General features: G+C 58.0%; 15 protein-coding genes. 5 read left to right on the top strand and 10 right to left on the bottom strand.

Annotated features, from left to right (window positions below; translation table 11 throughout):
• Nucleotides 1–9 precede the first annotated feature (9 nt).
• Complete coding sequence (gene thiI, locus LQ945_RS18585; RefSeq protein WP_182821763.1) at nt 10–1,458, bottom strand: tRNA uracil 4-sulfurtransferase ThiI; 1,449 nt, start codon at nt 1,456–1,458, stop codon at nt 10–12.
• 232 nt (nt 1,459–1,690) lie between these two features.
• On the opposite strand from thiI, the gene xseB reads away from it, so the two are divergent.
• The 4 genes from xseB (at nt 1,691) to LQ945_RS18565 (ending at nt 5,863) form a co-directional block, all read left to right on the top strand.
• The gene (gene xseB / locus LQ945_RS18580; RefSeq protein WP_262239338.1) at nt 1,691–1,954 is read left to right on the top strand and encodes an exodeoxyribonuclease VII small subunit; all 264 of its coding nucleotides are present in this window, start codon (nt 1,691–1,693) and stop codon (nt 1,952–1,954) included.
• Nucleotides 1,955–1,959: 5 nt separating this feature from the next.
• The gene (ispA, locus tag LQ945_RS18575; RefSeq protein ID WP_270101451.1) at nt 1,960–2,880 is read left to right on the top strand and encodes a (2E,6E)-farnesyl diphosphate synthase; all 921 of its coding nucleotides are present in this window, start codon (nt 1,960–1,962) and stop codon (nt 2,878–2,880) included.
• A 34-nt stretch (nt 2,881–2,914) separates the two neighbouring features.
• Nucleotides 2,915–4,780: a 1-deoxy-D-xylulose-5-phosphate synthase gene (gene dxs / locus LQ945_RS18570; RefSeq protein ID WP_270101450.1), complete on the top strand. Its 1,866-nt coding sequence runs from the start codon at nt 2,915–2,917 to the stop codon at nt 4,778–4,780.
• Nucleotides 4,781–4,888: 108 nt separating this feature from the next.
• Nucleotides 4,889–5,863 carry an aldo/keto reductase gene (locus LQ945_RS18565; RefSeq protein ID WP_044548673.1) on the top strand — a complete coding sequence of 325 codons (975 nt, stop codon included), beginning with the start codon at nt 4,889–4,891 and terminating at the stop codon, nt 5,861–5,863.
• A 43-nt stretch (nt 5,864–5,906) separates the two neighbouring features.
• Here the strand turns inward: LQ945_RS18565 and pgpA are convergent, their stop codons facing one another.
• From pgpA to nrdR, 6 genes are all read right to left on the bottom strand, one after another.
• Nucleotides 5,907–6,401 carry a phosphatidylglycerophosphatase A gene (pgpA, locus tag LQ945_RS18560; RefSeq protein ID WP_044548672.1) on the bottom strand — a complete coding sequence of 165 codons (495 nt, stop codon included), beginning with the start codon at nt 6,399–6,401 and terminating at the stop codon, nt 5,907–5,909.
• 1 nt (nt 6,402) lies between these two features.
• Nucleotides 6,403–7,386, bottom strand: a complete 984-nt coding sequence (thiL, locus tag LQ945_RS18555) for a thiamine-phosphate kinase (RefSeq protein ID WP_270101449.1) — start codon at nt 7,384–7,386, stop codon at nt 6,403–6,405.
• Between the two features lie 52 nt (nt 7,387–7,438).
• A complete protein-coding gene (gene nusB / locus LQ945_RS18550) occupies nt 7,439–7,855 on the bottom strand; it encodes a transcription antitermination factor NusB (RefSeq protein ID WP_020825472.1) in 417 nt (138 codons plus the stop codon).
• 20 nt (nt 7,856–7,875) lie between these two features.
• Nucleotides 7,876–8,346, bottom strand: coding sequence for a 6,7-dimethyl-8-ribityllumazine synthase (gene ribE, locus LQ945_RS18545; protein ID WP_270101448.1), 471 nt, complete (start codon nt 8,344–8,346; stop codon nt 7,876–7,878).
• A 119-nt stretch (nt 8,347–8,465) separates the two neighbouring features.
• A complete protein-coding gene (ribD, locus tag LQ945_RS18540; protein ID WP_270101447.1) occupies nt 8,466–9,575 on the bottom strand; it encodes a bifunctional diaminohydroxyphosphoribosylaminopyrimidine deaminase/5-amino-6-(5-phosphoribosylamino)uracil reductase RibD in 1,110 nt (369 codons plus the stop codon).
• Between the two features lie 11 nt (nt 9,576–9,586).
• Entirely contained in the window at nt 9,587–10,036 is a 450-nt protein-coding gene (nrdR, locus tag LQ945_RS18535; RefSeq protein ID WP_004949256.1) for a transcriptional regulator NrdR, read from the bottom strand.
• Between the two features lie 186 nt (nt 10,037–10,222).
• Between nrdR and LQ945_RS18530 the strand changes: the two genes are divergently transcribed.
• Nucleotides 10,223–10,777, top strand: a complete 555-nt coding sequence (locus tag LQ945_RS18530) for a DUF3251 domain-containing protein (protein WP_270101446.1) — start codon at nt 10,223–10,225, stop codon at nt 10,775–10,777.
• A gap of 45 nt (nt 10,778–10,822) precedes the next feature.
• On the opposite strand, the gene ttrA is transcribed toward LQ945_RS18530, so the two are convergent.
• From ttrA to ttrB, 3 genes are read right to left on the bottom strand one after another with little or no spacing between them, the layout of a single operon-like run.
• A complete protein-coding gene (gene ttrA, locus LQ945_RS18525) occupies nt 10,823–13,906 on the bottom strand; it encodes a tetrathionate reductase subunit TtrA (RefSeq protein WP_270101445.1) in 3,084 nt (1,027 codons plus the stop codon).
• Nucleotides 13,899–14,957 (bottom strand): tetrathionate reductase subunit TtrC, encoded by a 1,059-nt coding sequence (gene ttrC / locus LQ945_RS18520; protein WP_270101444.1) that lies wholly within the window; start codon nt 14,955–14,957, stop codon nt 13,899–13,901. The genes ttrA and ttrC overlap by 8 nt, the downstream gene beginning before the upstream one ends.
• Complete coding sequence (ttrB, locus tag LQ945_RS18515; protein WP_270101443.1) at nt 14,954–15,688, bottom strand: tetrathionate reductase subunit TtrB; 735 nt, start codon at nt 15,686–15,688, stop codon at nt 14,954–14,956. The genes ttrC and ttrB overlap by 4 nt, the downstream gene beginning before the upstream one ends.
• Between the last annotated feature and the right edge of the window lie 13 nt (nt 15,689–15,701).

Raw genomic sequence — 15,701 nt, 5'->3', positions numbered from 1 at the left:
CTTGATCGATTACGGGCGGTAGACCTTCACGTTGCTGTAGCCCTGCTCCAGCAAATACAGCGCCTGCAGGCGGCTCATCACGCCACGCTCACAGTACAGCAGGTAGGTTTTGCTCTGGTCCAAATCGCCAAACTGGGTGCTGAGCTTGTAGAACGGCAGCGGTTTCACCTCAACCTGATCCAGCTTCAGCGGCTTGTCTTCCTGCTCGTCATTAGAGCGAATATCCAGAATCACCTCGTCAGCGCCAAACGCCGCCACGGTTTCCACTTCGGTAACCTGTTCCTGCGTCTGCTCGGCGATGGTGCGGATGTCCACGTTCTTGGCTTCGCTGACCACGCGATCGAGAATGCTGAAGTCAAAGTTAGCTTCTTCTTCTTCAATTTTGGCTTTAACCGCCTTCACCGTCGGGCTTTTCGAGATCACGCCGCAGTATTCCGGCATGGTCTTGGCGAAGTCTTCGGTGCCAATCTCACGCGCCACTTTGATGATGTGCTCTTTATCGTGGGAGATCAGCGGACGCAGAATCAGCGTATCGGATGCGTTGTCGATCAAACGCAGGTTAGTCAGCGTTTGGCTGGAAACCTGCCCCAGCGCCTCACCGGTCACCAAAGCCTGCACGCCATAACGCTCAGCTATCTGTGAAGCGGCGCGCACCATCATGCGCTTAAGCACCACGCCCATTTGACCGTCTTCGACTTTCTCGAGGATCTCGCCGACCACGGGTTCAAAATCGATGGCGATAAAGCGCACCTTGTGCGAACTGGCAAAACGGTTCCACAGGTAGTGAGCCACCTGCCGCACGCCAATTTCATGCGCGGCGCCGCCCAGATTGAAGAAGCAATAATGCACGCGGCAACCGCGACGCATCAGCATATAGCTGGAAACGCCCGAGTCGAAACCACCGGAAATCAGCGACAATACGTCTTCCTGAGTCCCCACCGGGTAACCGCCGATGCCTTCACGACGGGCTTTGACCAGCATCAGCTTGTCGTCTTCGATCTCCAGGTTAACCGTTACCTGCGGATGCGACAGCTTAACGCGCGCGCTCTCAATGTGCTGGTTCAGACCGCCGCCGACGTAACGCTCCACGTCCTGCGAATTGAAGTCCTGTTTGCCGCGGCGCTTCACACGCACGCAGAAAGTTTTCCCCTCCAGTTGCTCGCGGTAAGCTTCCAGCGTCTGCTCGAAAATATGGTGGATATCGGTATAGTCGCGGTCTTCCACTTCCAGAATATGATGAATACCGGGGATGCGCGTCAGCGCATCAGCAATCACCGGCCGCTGGTTTTCATCTTTGGCGCGAACTTCGATATGATCCCAGTGACGGACGACCGCCAGTGTTTCATCATACTGCTTCAGGACGTTGCGGATACTGGTCGAGAGGATCTTGATAAAGCGCAAGCGCACAGATTGGCTCTTGATGGTGATTTCCGGGAACAATTTAATGATAAACTTCATGGCGGTCTTTATTGTCAGAATTACGAGGGAAAAGGATTTACAATGTATATGCGATTGATAAAACCCACGGTACTGCCGAATGTTTTATCAATCGCATTTGCGGCGGAGAGTATACCACTATCTGGTGGAGCCCGGTGCACAAAACCACACATACGCGCCATGATTTGCTAATCAAGATCCGCTAGGATAGGCTCTGGCGCTACTGTTCACATGATGATGTAAAAAGAAAATTATGCCGAAAAAACCTGCACAATCAGACAGTACAGAGCAAAGCGTCAGCTTTGAAAGCTCCCTCAGCGAGCTGGAAAATATCGTGACGCGTCTGGAATCGGGTGAATTACCGCTGGAAGACGCATTGAATGAGTTCGAACGCGGCGTTCAGTTGGCGCGACAGGGCCAGCAGAAACTGCAGCAGGCGGAGCAACGCGTACAAATTTTGCTTAACGACAGCGCCGATGATGCCGCGCTGACGCCTTTCACACCGGATGCCGAGTAATCACCATGTCCGAAACTGTCCAACAGACCGCTTTTTCTGACCAGTTGCAGGCCTTGCGCCAGCGGGCCGACCGCACGCTGCTGGATTTTATCGCACCGCTGCCGTTCAGCGATGGCAATATGGTGGCGGCAATGCGTCACGGTGCGCTGCTGGGCGGTAAACGCCTGCGCCCGTTTCTGGTGTACACCACCGGGCAGATGTTTGGCGTATCACTGAATAATTTGGATGCACCCGCAGCTGCGGTAGAATGCATTCACGCCTATTCACTGATCCATGACGACTTACCGGCCATGGACGACGACGATCTGCGTCGCGGTCAGCCAACCTGCCACATCAAATTTGGCGAAGCCAATGCCATTCTGGCCGGAGATGCGCTTCAGACGCTGGCATTCACCATTCTGGCCGATGCGGAGATGCCCGAGGTGGCGCTGCGCGATCGGTTGGCGATGGTCTCCGAACTGGCTACCGCCAGCGGCGTAGCCGGCATGTGCGGCGGGCAGTCGCTGGATCTGGAAGCCGAAGACAAGCAGATAGGTCTGGAGGCATTGGAACAGATCCATCGCCACAAAACCGGCGCGTTAATTCGCGCGGCCGTTCGCCTTGGGGCCTTGGCCGCCGGTGAACCCGGCCGTAAAGCCCTGCCGCAGCTTGACCGTTACGCCGCCGCGATAGGCCTGGCGTTTCAGGTGCAGGATGATATTTTGGACGTGGTCGGCGAAACCGAAAAAATCGGTAAACGCCAGGGGGCGGACCAGCAACACGGAAAGAGCACCTATCCAGCTTTGCTCGGGCTTGACAGCGCGAAAGCAAAAGCGTGGGATCTCTATCAGGAAGCTTTAGCTGCATTAGACACTTTGGCAGCACAATCTTATAACACAGCGCCATTGCGAGCGTTAGCCAGCTTCATTATTGAACGCGACAATTAACGTGTGACGTTAACTCCTCTGATATGAGTATCGAATGAGTCTTGATATAGCCAAATACCCGACCTTGGCGCTAGCGGAAAATCCCGATGAACTCCGCTCGTTGCCGAAAGAGAGCCTGCCGAAGCTGTGTGACGAACTTCGGCAATACCTGCTGGACAGCGTCAGCCGTTCCAGCGGCCACTTTGCGTCCGGGCTGGGTACCGTCGAACTGACGGTGGCGTTGCACTACGTGTACCACACCCCCTTCGATCATCTGGTATGGGACGTCGGTCACCAGGCCTACCCGCACAAAATTCTGACCGGGCGCCGCGACAAAATTTCCACCATTCGCCAGAAAAATGGCCTGCACCCTTTCCCTTGGCGTGCGGAAAGTGAGTATGACGTGTTGTCGGTTGGCCACTCCTCTACCTCGATCAGTGCCGGTCTCGGCATGGCGGTAGCGGCCGCGCGCGAAGGTAAAAATCGCCGTACCGTTTGCGTTATTGGCGATGGCGCGATCACCGCCGGTATGGCGTTTGAAGCCATGAACCACGCCGGTGATATCGACCCGGATATGCTGGTGGTACTGAACGATAACGAAATGTCGATTTCGGAAAACGTCGGTGCGCTTAACAACCATCTGGCGCAGCTGCTGTCCGGCAAGCTTTACTCCACCCTGCGTGAGGGCGGGAAAAAAGTGCTGTCCGGCCTGCCGCCAATCAAAGAGCTGGTCAAGCGTACCGAAGAACACCTGAAAGGCATGGTAGTGCCGGGCACGCTGTTCGAAGAGCTGGGCTTTAACTACATTGGCCCGGTCGACGGCCACGACGTTCAGGGACTGGTCGCTACGTTGAAAAACATGCGTGACCTGAAAGGCCCACAACTGCTGCATATCATGACCAAAAAGGGCCGCGGATACGCACCGGCAGAAAAAGACCCGATCAGCTTCCACGCGGTACCCAAGTTCGATCCGGCCAGCGGTACGCTGCCGAAAAGCGCCGGCGGCCTGCCGACCTATTCAAAAATCTTTGGCGATTGGCTGTGCGAAACCGCCGCCAAAGACAGCTCACTGATGGCTATTACCCCGGCAATGCGCGAAGGCTCGGGCATGGTGCAATTCTCGCGCGACTATCCGCAGCAATATTTTGACGTGGCGATCGCCGAACAGCACGCGGTGACCTTCGCTGCCGGGCTGGCGATTGGCGGTTATAAGCCGGTGGTGGCGATTTACTCCACCTTCCTGCAGCGCGCTTACGATCAACTGATCCACGACGTCGCGATTCAAAAATTGCCGGTGATGTTTGCCATCGATCGCGGCGGTATTGTCGGCGCTGACGGTCAGACTCACCAGGGTGCGTTCGATTTGTCATTCATGCGCTGCATCCCGACCATGGTGATCATGACGCCAAGTGATGAGAACGAATGCCGCCAAATGCTCTACACCGGTTATCACTATAGCGAAGGCCCAAGCGCCGTACGTTACCCTCGCGGTACGGGTACCGGCGCGCCGCTGGAACCCCTCAGCGCGCTGCCGATTGGCAAAGGCGTTGTCCGCCGTGAAGGTGAAAAACTGGCGATCCTGAACTTCGGCACGTTGCTGCCGGAAGCTGCGCAGGTAGCGGAAGCCCTCAATGCCACGCTGGTGGATATGCGCTTCGTAAAACCTCTGGATGAACAGCTGGTGCTGGAGCTGGCAACCAGCCATGACGCACTGGTCACGCTGGAAGAAAACGCCATTATGGGCGGGGCCGGCAGCGGTGTGAACGAGTTGCTGATGGCTAAGCGTCGCGCTATCCCGGTACTGAATATCGGCCTGCCGGACAGCTTTGTGTCGCAAGGCAGTCAGGAAGAAGTCCGCGTCGATCTGGGTCTGGATGCCGCCGGTATACAGCAGAAGATTGAGGTCTGGCTGGCGCAATAATTTCCCCGCCTGATTTGACCGACGCCTCCGCATTGCGGGGGCGTTTTCATTTGCGTCGCCCGAAAACCCGCTACAGTTAAAGTTCTGTGCTGACACCGGGAGGAAAGCATGAAGTATCTGAAACTGGGCAATACCGACCTGAACGTTTCCCGCATCTGCCTCGGCTGCATGACCTACGGTGAACCCGACCGTGGCAACCATGCCTGGACACTGCCGGAAGAAAGCAGCCGCCCGCTGCTGAAACAGGCACTGGATGCCGGCATCAACTTCTTCGATACCGCCAACAGTTACTCAGATGGCAGCAGCGAAGAGATCGTCGGTCGGGCGCTGCGCGATTACGCTCGCCGTGACGAAGTGGTGCTCGCCACCAAAGTCTATTTCCCTATGAGCAATCTGCAGGCTGGGCTGTCGCGCGCTAAAATCATGCAGTCCATCGACGATAGCTTGCAACGCCTGGGCACCGACTACGTTGATCTGTTGCAGATCCACCGCTGGGACTATGAAACGCCGCTGGAAGAAACGCTGGAAGCGCTGCATGACGTGGTGAAAGCCGGCAAGGCGCGTTATATCGGCGCATCGTCGATGTATGCCTGGCAGTTCGCCAAAGCACTTTATACCGCCGATCTGCACGGTTGGACGCGTTTCGTCAGCATGCAGGACCAGTACAACCTGATCCAGCGGGAAGAAGAGCGGGAGATGCTGCCGCTGTGCGCCGCCGAGGGTATCGCGGTGCTGCCCTGGAGCCCGCTGGCGCGTGGGCGTTTGACCCGCCCATGGGGTGAAACCACCGCGCGGCTGGTGTCCGATCAGGTCGGCAAAAACTTGTACGATGAAACCGAAGGCATCGACGCCATCATCGCCGAGCGCGTGGCAAGCATTGCGCAAGAACGTGGCGTATCGCGAGCGCAAGTTGCCCTGGCCTGGCTATTGAGCAAGCCGGTCGTCAGCGCGCCAATCATCGGTGCGTCACGACATGAACATCTGGAAGAGGCTATTGCCGCCGTCGATCTTGAGCTAACGCAGGCCGAGGTAGCCGAACTGGAAACGGCTTATGTGCCGCATCATGTGACAGGATTTGAATAACGCAGTGAGCTTTAAGGGCGCAGTAACTACTGCGCCCTCGTCATCAGAACAGTCCGACAGGCCAATGATGACCAATCAGATAGATGATACCGGCAGAAATCACCCCGGCGACGATGTCGTCGATCATGATCCCCATGCCGCCGTGCACGTTGCGATCGAACCAACGAATCGGCCACGGCTTCCACATATCGAGAATGCGGAAAATCACAAAGCCCGCGGCAACCCACTGCCAGTCATTGACCGGCAGTGCCATCAGCGTGATCCACATTCCGACGAACTCGTCCCAGACGATGCTGCCGTGGTCATGGACCTTCATATCTTTGGCCGTCTGGTGGCACAGATAAACGCCGATACAGATGCTGAACATCACCAGCAGCGAATAGAGTTGCCATGGCAGTTGGATCAACAATAACCAGAACGGGATCGCCGCCAGCGACCCCATGGTGCCTGGCACCACCGGTGACAAACCGCTGCCGAAGCCGGTTGCCAACAGGTGCCACGGATTGCTCATCCGCAAGCGACGTGTTGCTTCATCCATGTTACGCCTGCCCTTCGCTGAAATGATCGAAACCGTGCCACGGCAGCTCCACCGCTTCATCGTTGCGATAGAACTTGATGCCTTCCGAAAGCGGGCCAATCTGACCAATACAGGTGTAATCCGCCCCCAAATGGCTCAGCGCCACTTCCAACGCACCGCGATTGATCTCCGGTACGGTGAAGCACAGCTCGTAATCCTCTCCGCCGGTCAACGCCCAGCGCAACGCCTGTTCAGCATCGGTATGGCTGCTTAGCGCCTGCGACAGCGGCAGCTCATCCAAATTGATGCGCGCACCGCACTCGGAAGCTTTCAGCACGTGTTTCAGATCGGAAATCAGACCGTCCGAAATATCAATCGCCGAGCTGGCCAGATCGCGCAGCGCCTGCCCTTGCAGCACTCGCGGCTGTGGCCGCAGATGGCGCCCAACCAGGTAATCGCGGGCGTCGGCGTCCGCCACCTGCAGACGATCCTGCACGATAGCCAACCCGGCAGCGCTGTCACCCAGCGTCCCTGTGGTGTAGATCCAATCGCCAATACGTGCGCCGCCACGGGTCAACGCCCGGCCGGCCGGGATCAGACCGTGGATCGTCAGCGTCATGCTCAATGGGCCGCGCGTGGTGTCGCCGCCAATCAACTGCATGCCGTAATAATTGAGTTGTTCGAACAGACTGTCGCTGAACGCCTTCAACCAGGGCTCATTCACTTCCGGCAGGGTTAATGCCAATGAAAGCCAGGCTGGATCCGCGCCCATAGCCGCCAGATCGCTCAGGTTAACTGCCAACGCTTTGTAGCCGAGATCGGCCGGATCGATGTCCGGCAGGAAGTGAACGCCCGAAACCAGGGTGTCGGTACTGACGGCCAAAAGCTGTTTTTCTGCCACTGTCAGGAGTGCGCAGTCATCTCCAATGCCCAACTGTACGTCCCGGCGCAGACTCTTAAACCGGTCAAAATAGCGGGCAATGAGGTCAAATTCGCCACATGCCATGGTCGATGTTCCAATAGAAGAAATTAAGGCCGGGGATACCGGCCTTAATTTTTTATTTTTTCTTGCGAATGCTTGGTGCTGCTTTGTCCAGCACGCCATTCACAAACTTGTGGCTGTCTTCAGCGCCGAAGGTTTTCGCCAGCTCGATCGCTTCATTGATAGCCACCTTGTACGGCACGTCCTCACGCATTTTCAGCTCAAACAGCGCAATGCGCAGGACGGCTCTTTCCACCTGGCCCAGCTCTTCGAGCTGGCGCGACAGGTAAGGTGCCATCAGGCCATCCAGCAGACCTGCATTCACCGCCACGCCGGACAGCAGCTCCCGAAAATAGGCGATGTCCACATCTTTGACATCTTGCTCCGTCAGGAACTGGTGTTCAACATCGGCAATGTCATTTTTAGACAACTGCCAAGAGTAAAGCGCTTGAACAGCGCACTCACGAGCGCGGCGACGAGCAGCAGGTTTCACGGAATTCCCCTTAACTAAATTCAGGCTTTAATAGTTTTGATAACATTAATCATTTCAAGTGCGGTCAGAGCAGCTTCAGCGCCCTTGTTGCCCGCTTTGGTGCCGGCACGTTCGATAGCCTGTTCGATGCTCTCGGTCGTCAGCACGCCAAAGGCAACCGGGATTTCAGTGTTCAGAGAAACACTGCCCAGGCCGGAGCTGGCTTCGCCCGCGACATATTCGAAGTGCGCGGTGCCCCCACGGATAACGGTGCCCAGTGCAATAACCGCATCGTATTTGCCGGTGTTAGCCAGCACGCGAGCAGTCAGCGGCAGCTCGTAAGCGCCCGGGACCCAGACAACGGTGATGTTGTCGTCAGCAACCTGGCCAATACGCTTGAGTGCATCGATAGCACCTTGCAGCAGGCTGTCGTTGATGAAATTGTTAAAACGTGCAATTGCGATCGCCACACGGGCATTTGGAGTAGCAACAACACCTTCGATAACTTTCATGGGCTTTCCTTAAAAATGGGTTCAATACCCCGCAGGGGGGCGGATTCTATCACATTCTTTATCTGCCTGCGCGGGCGGTTTTGTAAAACGCTGACCGCCCCGGTTCGCGGGCATTAAATTCAGTATTTTGCCTTCAGGCGCAGGCGCAAATCGGGGCCAATTTGCCGTACTTCGCTGAAAACAAACTCCGGCGCATCGGCCAGACGCTCAAGGCCCGGCAGTTGACACAGACCGCGGCCATTATCGCCCAACAGTTTTGGCGCGATGTACAAAATGAGCTCATCGACCAGCCCCGCCTGCAACAAGGCACCGGCAAGCTGCGCGCCGGCCTCGACCCAGAGGGAGTTCACCTGACGTTTCGCCAGTTGCATCATCATCACCACCAGATCGACTCCGCCGCCGTGCGCCGGAAACGTCAGTTGCTCGACCTCTTGCGGCCAGGTTTGAGCGTCCGCCTGCAGGCGCGCCAACCAGGTTGCACCCGGCTGATTCACCACCCGATGCTGAGGCGTAACGCGATTTTGGCTGTCGAGGATAATACGCAATGGCTGGCGCAGATTTTCACGCGGATAAATGCTTTGAGTTACGGCGTCCAGCTCATCCCAACGCACCGTCAGGGACGGATCATCAGCCAACACCGTAGCGCTGGTGCTGAGAATGGCGGCGCTTTCTGCCCGCAGGCGCTGCACATCCTGACGTGCCTGCGCAGAGGTGATCCATTGGCTCTCACCAGAGGCCATCGCCGTGCGGCCATCCAGCGAGGCGCCCAGCTTCAGTTGTACATAAGGGAAACCGGTGCGCATCCGCTTGAGAAAGCCCAGATTCACCGCCTCGGCCTCGGCCAGCATCACGCCGTGACGCACGTCCACACCGGCCTGCTGCAGCTTATACAACCCGCGACCGGCGACCTGCGGATTAGGATCCTGCATCGCCGCGACCACGCGGGTGACACCGGCGGCGACCAATGCATCGGCACAGGGCGGCGTGCGGCCGTGGTGGCTACAGGGTTCCAGCGTAACGTAGGCGGTAGCGCCACGGGCTTTTTCACCCGCCATGCGCAAGGCATGCACTTCCGCATGGGGTTCACCGGCGCGCAAATGATAGCCTTCACCGACGATTTCGCCATCACGCACAATCACGCAGCCGACGTTAGGGTTAGGTGCGGTGGTAAAACGCCCCAGCCGCGCCAGCTCGAAGGCGCGTGCCATATACAATTCGTCGTTATGCATCAAAAGCTCCCTTAGTCCTGCAGACGGGCGATCTCTTCGCCGAATTCGCGGATATCTTCAAAGCTGCGATAAACCGAAGCAAAGCGAATATAGGCCACCTTATCCAACTTTTTCAGCGCATCCATCACCAGATTGCCCACCAGCTTGGTCGGCACTTCACGCTCGCCGGTGGCGCGCAGTTGGGATTTAATGTGGTTGATCGCATTTTCAACGTCGTCGGAGCTGACCGGGCGCTTTTCCAATGCTTTCAGCATGCCGCGACGCAGTTTGTCCTCGTTGAAGGGCTCACGAACTTCATCGCTTTTTATCACCCGCGGCATCACCAGTTCAGCCACTTCAAAGGTGGTGAAACGTTCATTACAAACCAAACATTGGCGGCGACGGCGCACCTGCGAACCATCGCCCACCAGGCGGGAATCAATGACTTTGGTATCAACGGCGGCGCAGAAAGGGCAATGCATAACACGTCCTGATAAACGTTTTCATAGTTAAGAACAGTTTACCCCGAAGTGCGGTCACAACAAAGGCCGCCGGTTATTTGTTGCGAGCCCCTCTTCGAAATGACGGCCCAAAGGCCGGTGAACATGACTTTCCCCACCAGGCGGGCTAAGCTGATATCAGGAGATGTTGAATAGGAAATACCCGCCATGACAATCCGTTACCCCAAGATTTTCCTGCTCAGCGCACTGGTTCTGCTGGCAGGTTGCGCACCAACTCGTGAGGTGCCGAAGCTGCGTAATCAGGTGGTTGAACTGAATCAGAAACTCACCATACTGACCAACCAGGCCACGGCGCTGGAACAGCAAAACCAGCTGAATCAGAACTCCACCAGCGGCGTCTATCTGATACCGGCGGCCAACAATGCGGCCCGTCTGCACAGCAACCTCGGCGAACTGAGCGTATCGCTTAGCCACGTAAAAACCGAGGCTAACGGTGCCCAGGCCTTGTTGCACGTTCGCACCCTGTCACAAGCTTCCTTGCCTGCGTTCAAGGCAGTAGTGGAATGGGGCCAACTGGATGCGGTCACCGGCAAACCGCTGACGGCAGATGCACTTTCACAACCGATCGCCACTCCGGACTCGCTGCTGCCCAAAACAGAATACAGCTTTGAGCTGCGTTTCAGCGGCCTGACGCCAGAGCAATTGGGCTATGTCCGGTTGCACAGCGTAGAGCCCACTACGGCGGCCGTCCCTCAGCACTAATCTTTGAATGCCCACTCCCGATCTTGGCCGAGAGTGGGCCACCACTTAGCTCAAACGCTGCAGCCTTGCCGGTAACCCCTGGCGCACCGCCGCGCCGCTGACCCAATCCAGCCAGCTATTGCTGATTTCGCGGGTCGGATCGGGCAAGCCGAGGTCGTTGAGATTAATGCCGGCGGCAATGCGCACGTCCGCGGGCAACGGTTGACCATCCAGCGTGTGTGTCCGCGCACCCATCTCGCGATGGCCATAACCATGCTCAATAGCAATAACGCCGGGCATCACGCCGTCCAGCAGGCTGATCTGGGCTTCGACGCTGCCCCCTGGGGTCTGCAACCTGACCAGATCGCCATGCCGCAGCGCATAGCGTTGCGCATCGGCCGGATTCAGCGCCACCAGATTGACCGGTTTCACCGCACGCAAGCGATCGATCGGCGCCGTAGCGCTGCTCATCAGATGCGATTTGAACGACATCAAACGGAACGGCCATGCCTCTGGCGGATAGTGATCCCCGACATCGGAGCCATCGGCAAAACGCGGCGGATAATAGGTAGGACAGCCGCTATAGCGCTCTCCCGTCATCGCATGGCGGTGGCGAGCCACCTCTTCATTCCAGATATTCAGCCCCTTTTTCCATTGCGGGCCGGTTTCATCGCCACGCCAGGCCTGTTCATAAGGCGCAAAACGCCCACCGCGCGCCAGCAGATAGCCCACGCGCAGTCGCTCATCCGCTTTCAACACGCTGCCCAGCGCCGGTTTCAGGCGATCGACCCCGGTCAATCGCAGCTCGCTTTCCGTCGCCTCGGGCAGCGGCTCACCGGCAAAGGCCACGTTGGCCGCCGCCCGCAGATAATAATCTTCGGCATTGTGCAGCCCGAAGCGGTTACCCTGCGGATCCTGCAATGCGCCGTCGCCAAAGCCCGGTAACCCCATAGCTTTAGACAGCGCAATGACAAAGCTCTCCAGCGCCACCGGCTGCCCATCGGCCGTTTTCGCCGTACGTGCCGGAACCACCGGCCAACGCGCGGTGCTTGCCCGCACCATCACACCGGACCAGGGGGCGGTAAAACCCCAGCTCTCGAAGTTATGCGTATCCGGCACGATATAGTCCGCCAACGCGCTGGTTTCGTTAATAAAGGCATCGACCGCAATGAACAAAGGCAGCTGTCGCGGATCCTTCAGCCGACGTTCAACCACCTCACGCAGACCGGCCACGCCATACAGCGGGTTGCCCATATGGCTGATCCAGGCTTTTAGCGAGTAGGGATATCCCATCAGCGCCGGCGCCAGTTGCTCGGTGAACTGGCCCGCGACGAACGGGTACCAGGGCCCGCGCGCCGGGTAAGGTTTTTCCCCTTGCTCGAGCTTGCGGCGATATTCGTCGGATTGTTCATACGCCTGTTTGCTGCGCGACAGCACCAACCCTTTCGGTTTCACCATGCCGGGAAACGTCTTCAGGTTATAGCGCGGCCCGTCGGCAAACTCTTTGAACTTGCCGCCGCCCACTGAAACGCCGCCCTTAAGGTTCAGGTTACCGATCAGCGCATTGAGCATCATCACCGCCCAGCTGTTATAAAAACCGTTGCCGCTCATCATGCCGCCGTGGGCAATCACCGCGGCTTGCCGTTGGTAAGAGGTAAACTCTTTGGCCAATGCGGCAATGGTCTCGGCGCTGACGCCGCAGCGCGCGCTGTATTCATCCAGCGTAAATCGCTCAGCCGCTTGTTGCAGGCACAGGAAGCTCGAACGCACCCGAACCTGCGAGCCGTCGGCCAACCGCAATGGCTGATCCACCCGCAACGGCCCTTGCAGCGCCTGGTTGGCCGCTACCGGTTCACCCCGCAGCTCATCCCATACCAAAGGCGAACTTTCTGCCTCTCCGGGCGTGCTGCCGTCCAGATGTATCTGGCGCAAAAACTGCCCACACAAGGGGTGATCTTCATCGGTGACTACCAGATGCGTGGCATTGGTCCAGCTTTTTTCACCGGCGGCCTGCATTGCCACCTCACCTGGCAACGCCAGATAGTCTGCGTTATAACGTTCCTGCTCGATAATCCAGCGGATCATGCCCATGACCAACGCAGAGTCTGTACCGGGCAACACCGGCACCCAACGGTTGTGATCGTTGGCCAGGGTGGTGGTCAAGGGCAATGCCGGAGCCACTACCACGTAACGAAACTCGTCGCGTATGCGGGCATTGGCCAACTGGCGCCCCTGGCGCTTGAACGGGTTACCGGACTGCGCCGGTGAAGTGCCGAGAAACAGCCCAAAGCGCAAATTATCCCAATCCGGTTTAACGTGGGCATTGGTTTCCAGATCGCCCATTAAAGCCCCGGAACCCGCGCGATAGGCCAATCCACAATAGGCGCCATGGTGACCGAAATTACGTGTCCCAAAGGCGTTTTGCGCAAAACGCTTGATGAACGCGTCCCGGCCTTCATCACCGGCGTTGGTGACCAACAGTTGATTGGCCTTGGGCCCCAGCGAAGGCTGTTCCGGATCGAGCGGCGTGTCGAGATCGCGGATAGCCCGCAGCCCCTCGACCGGTCCCTCGCCAAACAGATCGCCGCCCTCCACCACTTCCTCAATCAACTGCTCGAAACTGATGCGCTGCCACTGCCCGCTGCCGCGCGGCCCCACCCGCTTCATCGGTTCCAGCACCCGATAAGGGCTGGTTAACCCCTCCAGCAAGGTCGCGCCCCTGGCGCAGGCCGTCGAGCGTTGTTCAAGACCTTCATCGCCTCCCAGGCGGTTGAGCGCGTCGCTCACCGGTAAAGCATAGGGAAAGTGGCGATCGTGGGACAGCGGATGATAAGGGTTGCCCGCCACCCGCACTACCTGATGATTTTCGCGATCGACCCTGACCCGCACCCCGCAAAGCGTCCAACAGCCAAAACACTGGGTCATCGATACCGCCTGCTGCGGGTTGGCCTGCCAGCCATCGGGGTGTCGACGCCCTTCGGTCGGCAAGGCGTTGGCGCTGATCCTGTCCAGCGTCAATTTGCCGCTGCTGCCGTCGCGCAGCCCGGTAAACACCTTCTGCACCATCTCGCTGTAGCTGGCGCCGAACAGCGTCAACCCGCCCAGGGCCAGCCCGCCTTTTAACCACTGACGCCGTGTTGACTTAGCCATAATGTTTTTTCTCCATCAGCTGATGCTGTAATTCACGGATCCCAATGATTAAGGCTATCCACAAACCCAAAGTGCCCAGAATCGCCAACAGCCCTTCGCTGCCGAGCGGTAGCACATAGGGATTGGTTAATGCGTTGAACTTGGGCAGCGTCTGGGTTTGCATCAGCAGCAGCCAACGCACGCCCCAGCAGAGCAACAGCGCGACCATGCACTGGCCCAGCAACCCTTTTGCCCCCAGTGCTCGGCGGCGAACTCGCCAGGCCAGCGCCAACAGCAACAAGATCGAGGCGACAAAGGCGATGCCGGCCAAACGCCAAACCACGCCTTGGCTAGCCAGGCGATGCAACGCGGCAGAGGACGTGCTGCCATCCAGCCACCAGCCAAGGCATGAGATACACAGCAACAATAAGGTCACGGCCTGATAGCGAACCAAACGCGGCTGCCACTGTGGTTCGTGACGCAGCCAACAGGCCAACAGCGGCGGAACGGCCTGCATAGCGGTGAGCAACAGCAGCCAGGGTAACCAAAGGCTGTACCACAGCGGCTGCGCCCGCAGCACGGAAACTTCGCGTCCGGTATAGAGCAAGATACTGGCTGCGGAAAGTAAGCAGCCCAATGCCACCCAACGCAGCCATTTCTCTTCTTGCCATGCCGGGAAGATCTGCAACCAACGCGCCCAAAACGGCAAGGTTTGCGCTCTCAACCGGCCACGCAACAACAGAACGAAATAGCTCACGACCGACAGGCTGAACAGCGGTAAAAACAGTGAGCCGAGCGACATCCACGACCAGGGCGTAAAATGGGCGTAGAAATGCCAGATGCGAGCAGGCTGATGCAGATCGGCGCTCAGGGCCAATGGCGCCACCGTACCGCTCACGACGGCCAACGAGACGGCGGCCAGTTCCAGCCGGACCGTTTTATTGGGTTCACGCCAGCGCAGCCAGACGGCAATAATGACGCTGCCACAGGCCAAACCGATGAAGAAGAAATACTGCACCGCCCAGGGCAGCCAGGCGATCTCCTGTGGACGAGCCATGATTTCACGGATCATGCGTGCACCTCCTGCCACAACGCCGGTTGCCCCCGGACATGGCTGACGAAAGCCTCGTCGAGCCCCAGATAGAAAACCTGCGGATGGGTGCCCTGCTCGGGTTTGAGTACCTTGAGCTGAGGCTGGTGCTGCTCTAAAGTGCGCCTCAACACTCCCTGACGATCGTTAAGATCGCCAATCATCCGTGCGCCTCCGACACAAGACTCGACGCAGGCCGGTAGCAGCCCGGCATCCAGCCGATGCACGCAGAACGTGCATTTGTCTGCGGTTTGAGTTTCATGGTTGATAAAGCGTGCCTCATAAGGACAGGCCTGTACGCAATAGGCGCAGCCGACGCAACGGGTGTTATCGATCACCACAATGCCGTCCTGCCGCTGGAAAGTGGCCTGTACCGGGCAAACCGGCACGCAGGGCGGGTTATCGCAGTGGTTGCACAGCCGCGGTAACAGGACGTTGGTGGTCGAGTTCTCACCCTCCAGAGTGACCTGATATTGCAGTACACTGGTGCGAAATTGCCCCTGAGGCAGCTGATTTTCCACCGCGCAGCTGACGGTACATGCCTGACAGCCGATGCAGCGACGCAGATCAATCAGCATCGCCATGCGCTTTTTGCCGTCGCCCTCTCGGCGCGTCGGCTGCAATTTCCACCCTGACTGCGCCAGCGGCACCAACGCAGCGCCGGCGGTTAGCGCACCGAGTCGTTGTAAAAACTGCCGTTTCCCACTGTCCATTGATTTCTCCCAA

The organism is Serratia liquefaciens, from assembly GCF_027594825.1.
GTDB lineage: Bacteria > Pseudomonadota > Gammaproteobacteria > Enterobacterales > Enterobacteriaceae > Serratia > Serratia liquefaciens_A.
The sequence above is the reverse complement of the archived record's forward strand: the minus strand, read 5'-3'. Positions and strand labels throughout refer to the sequence as shown.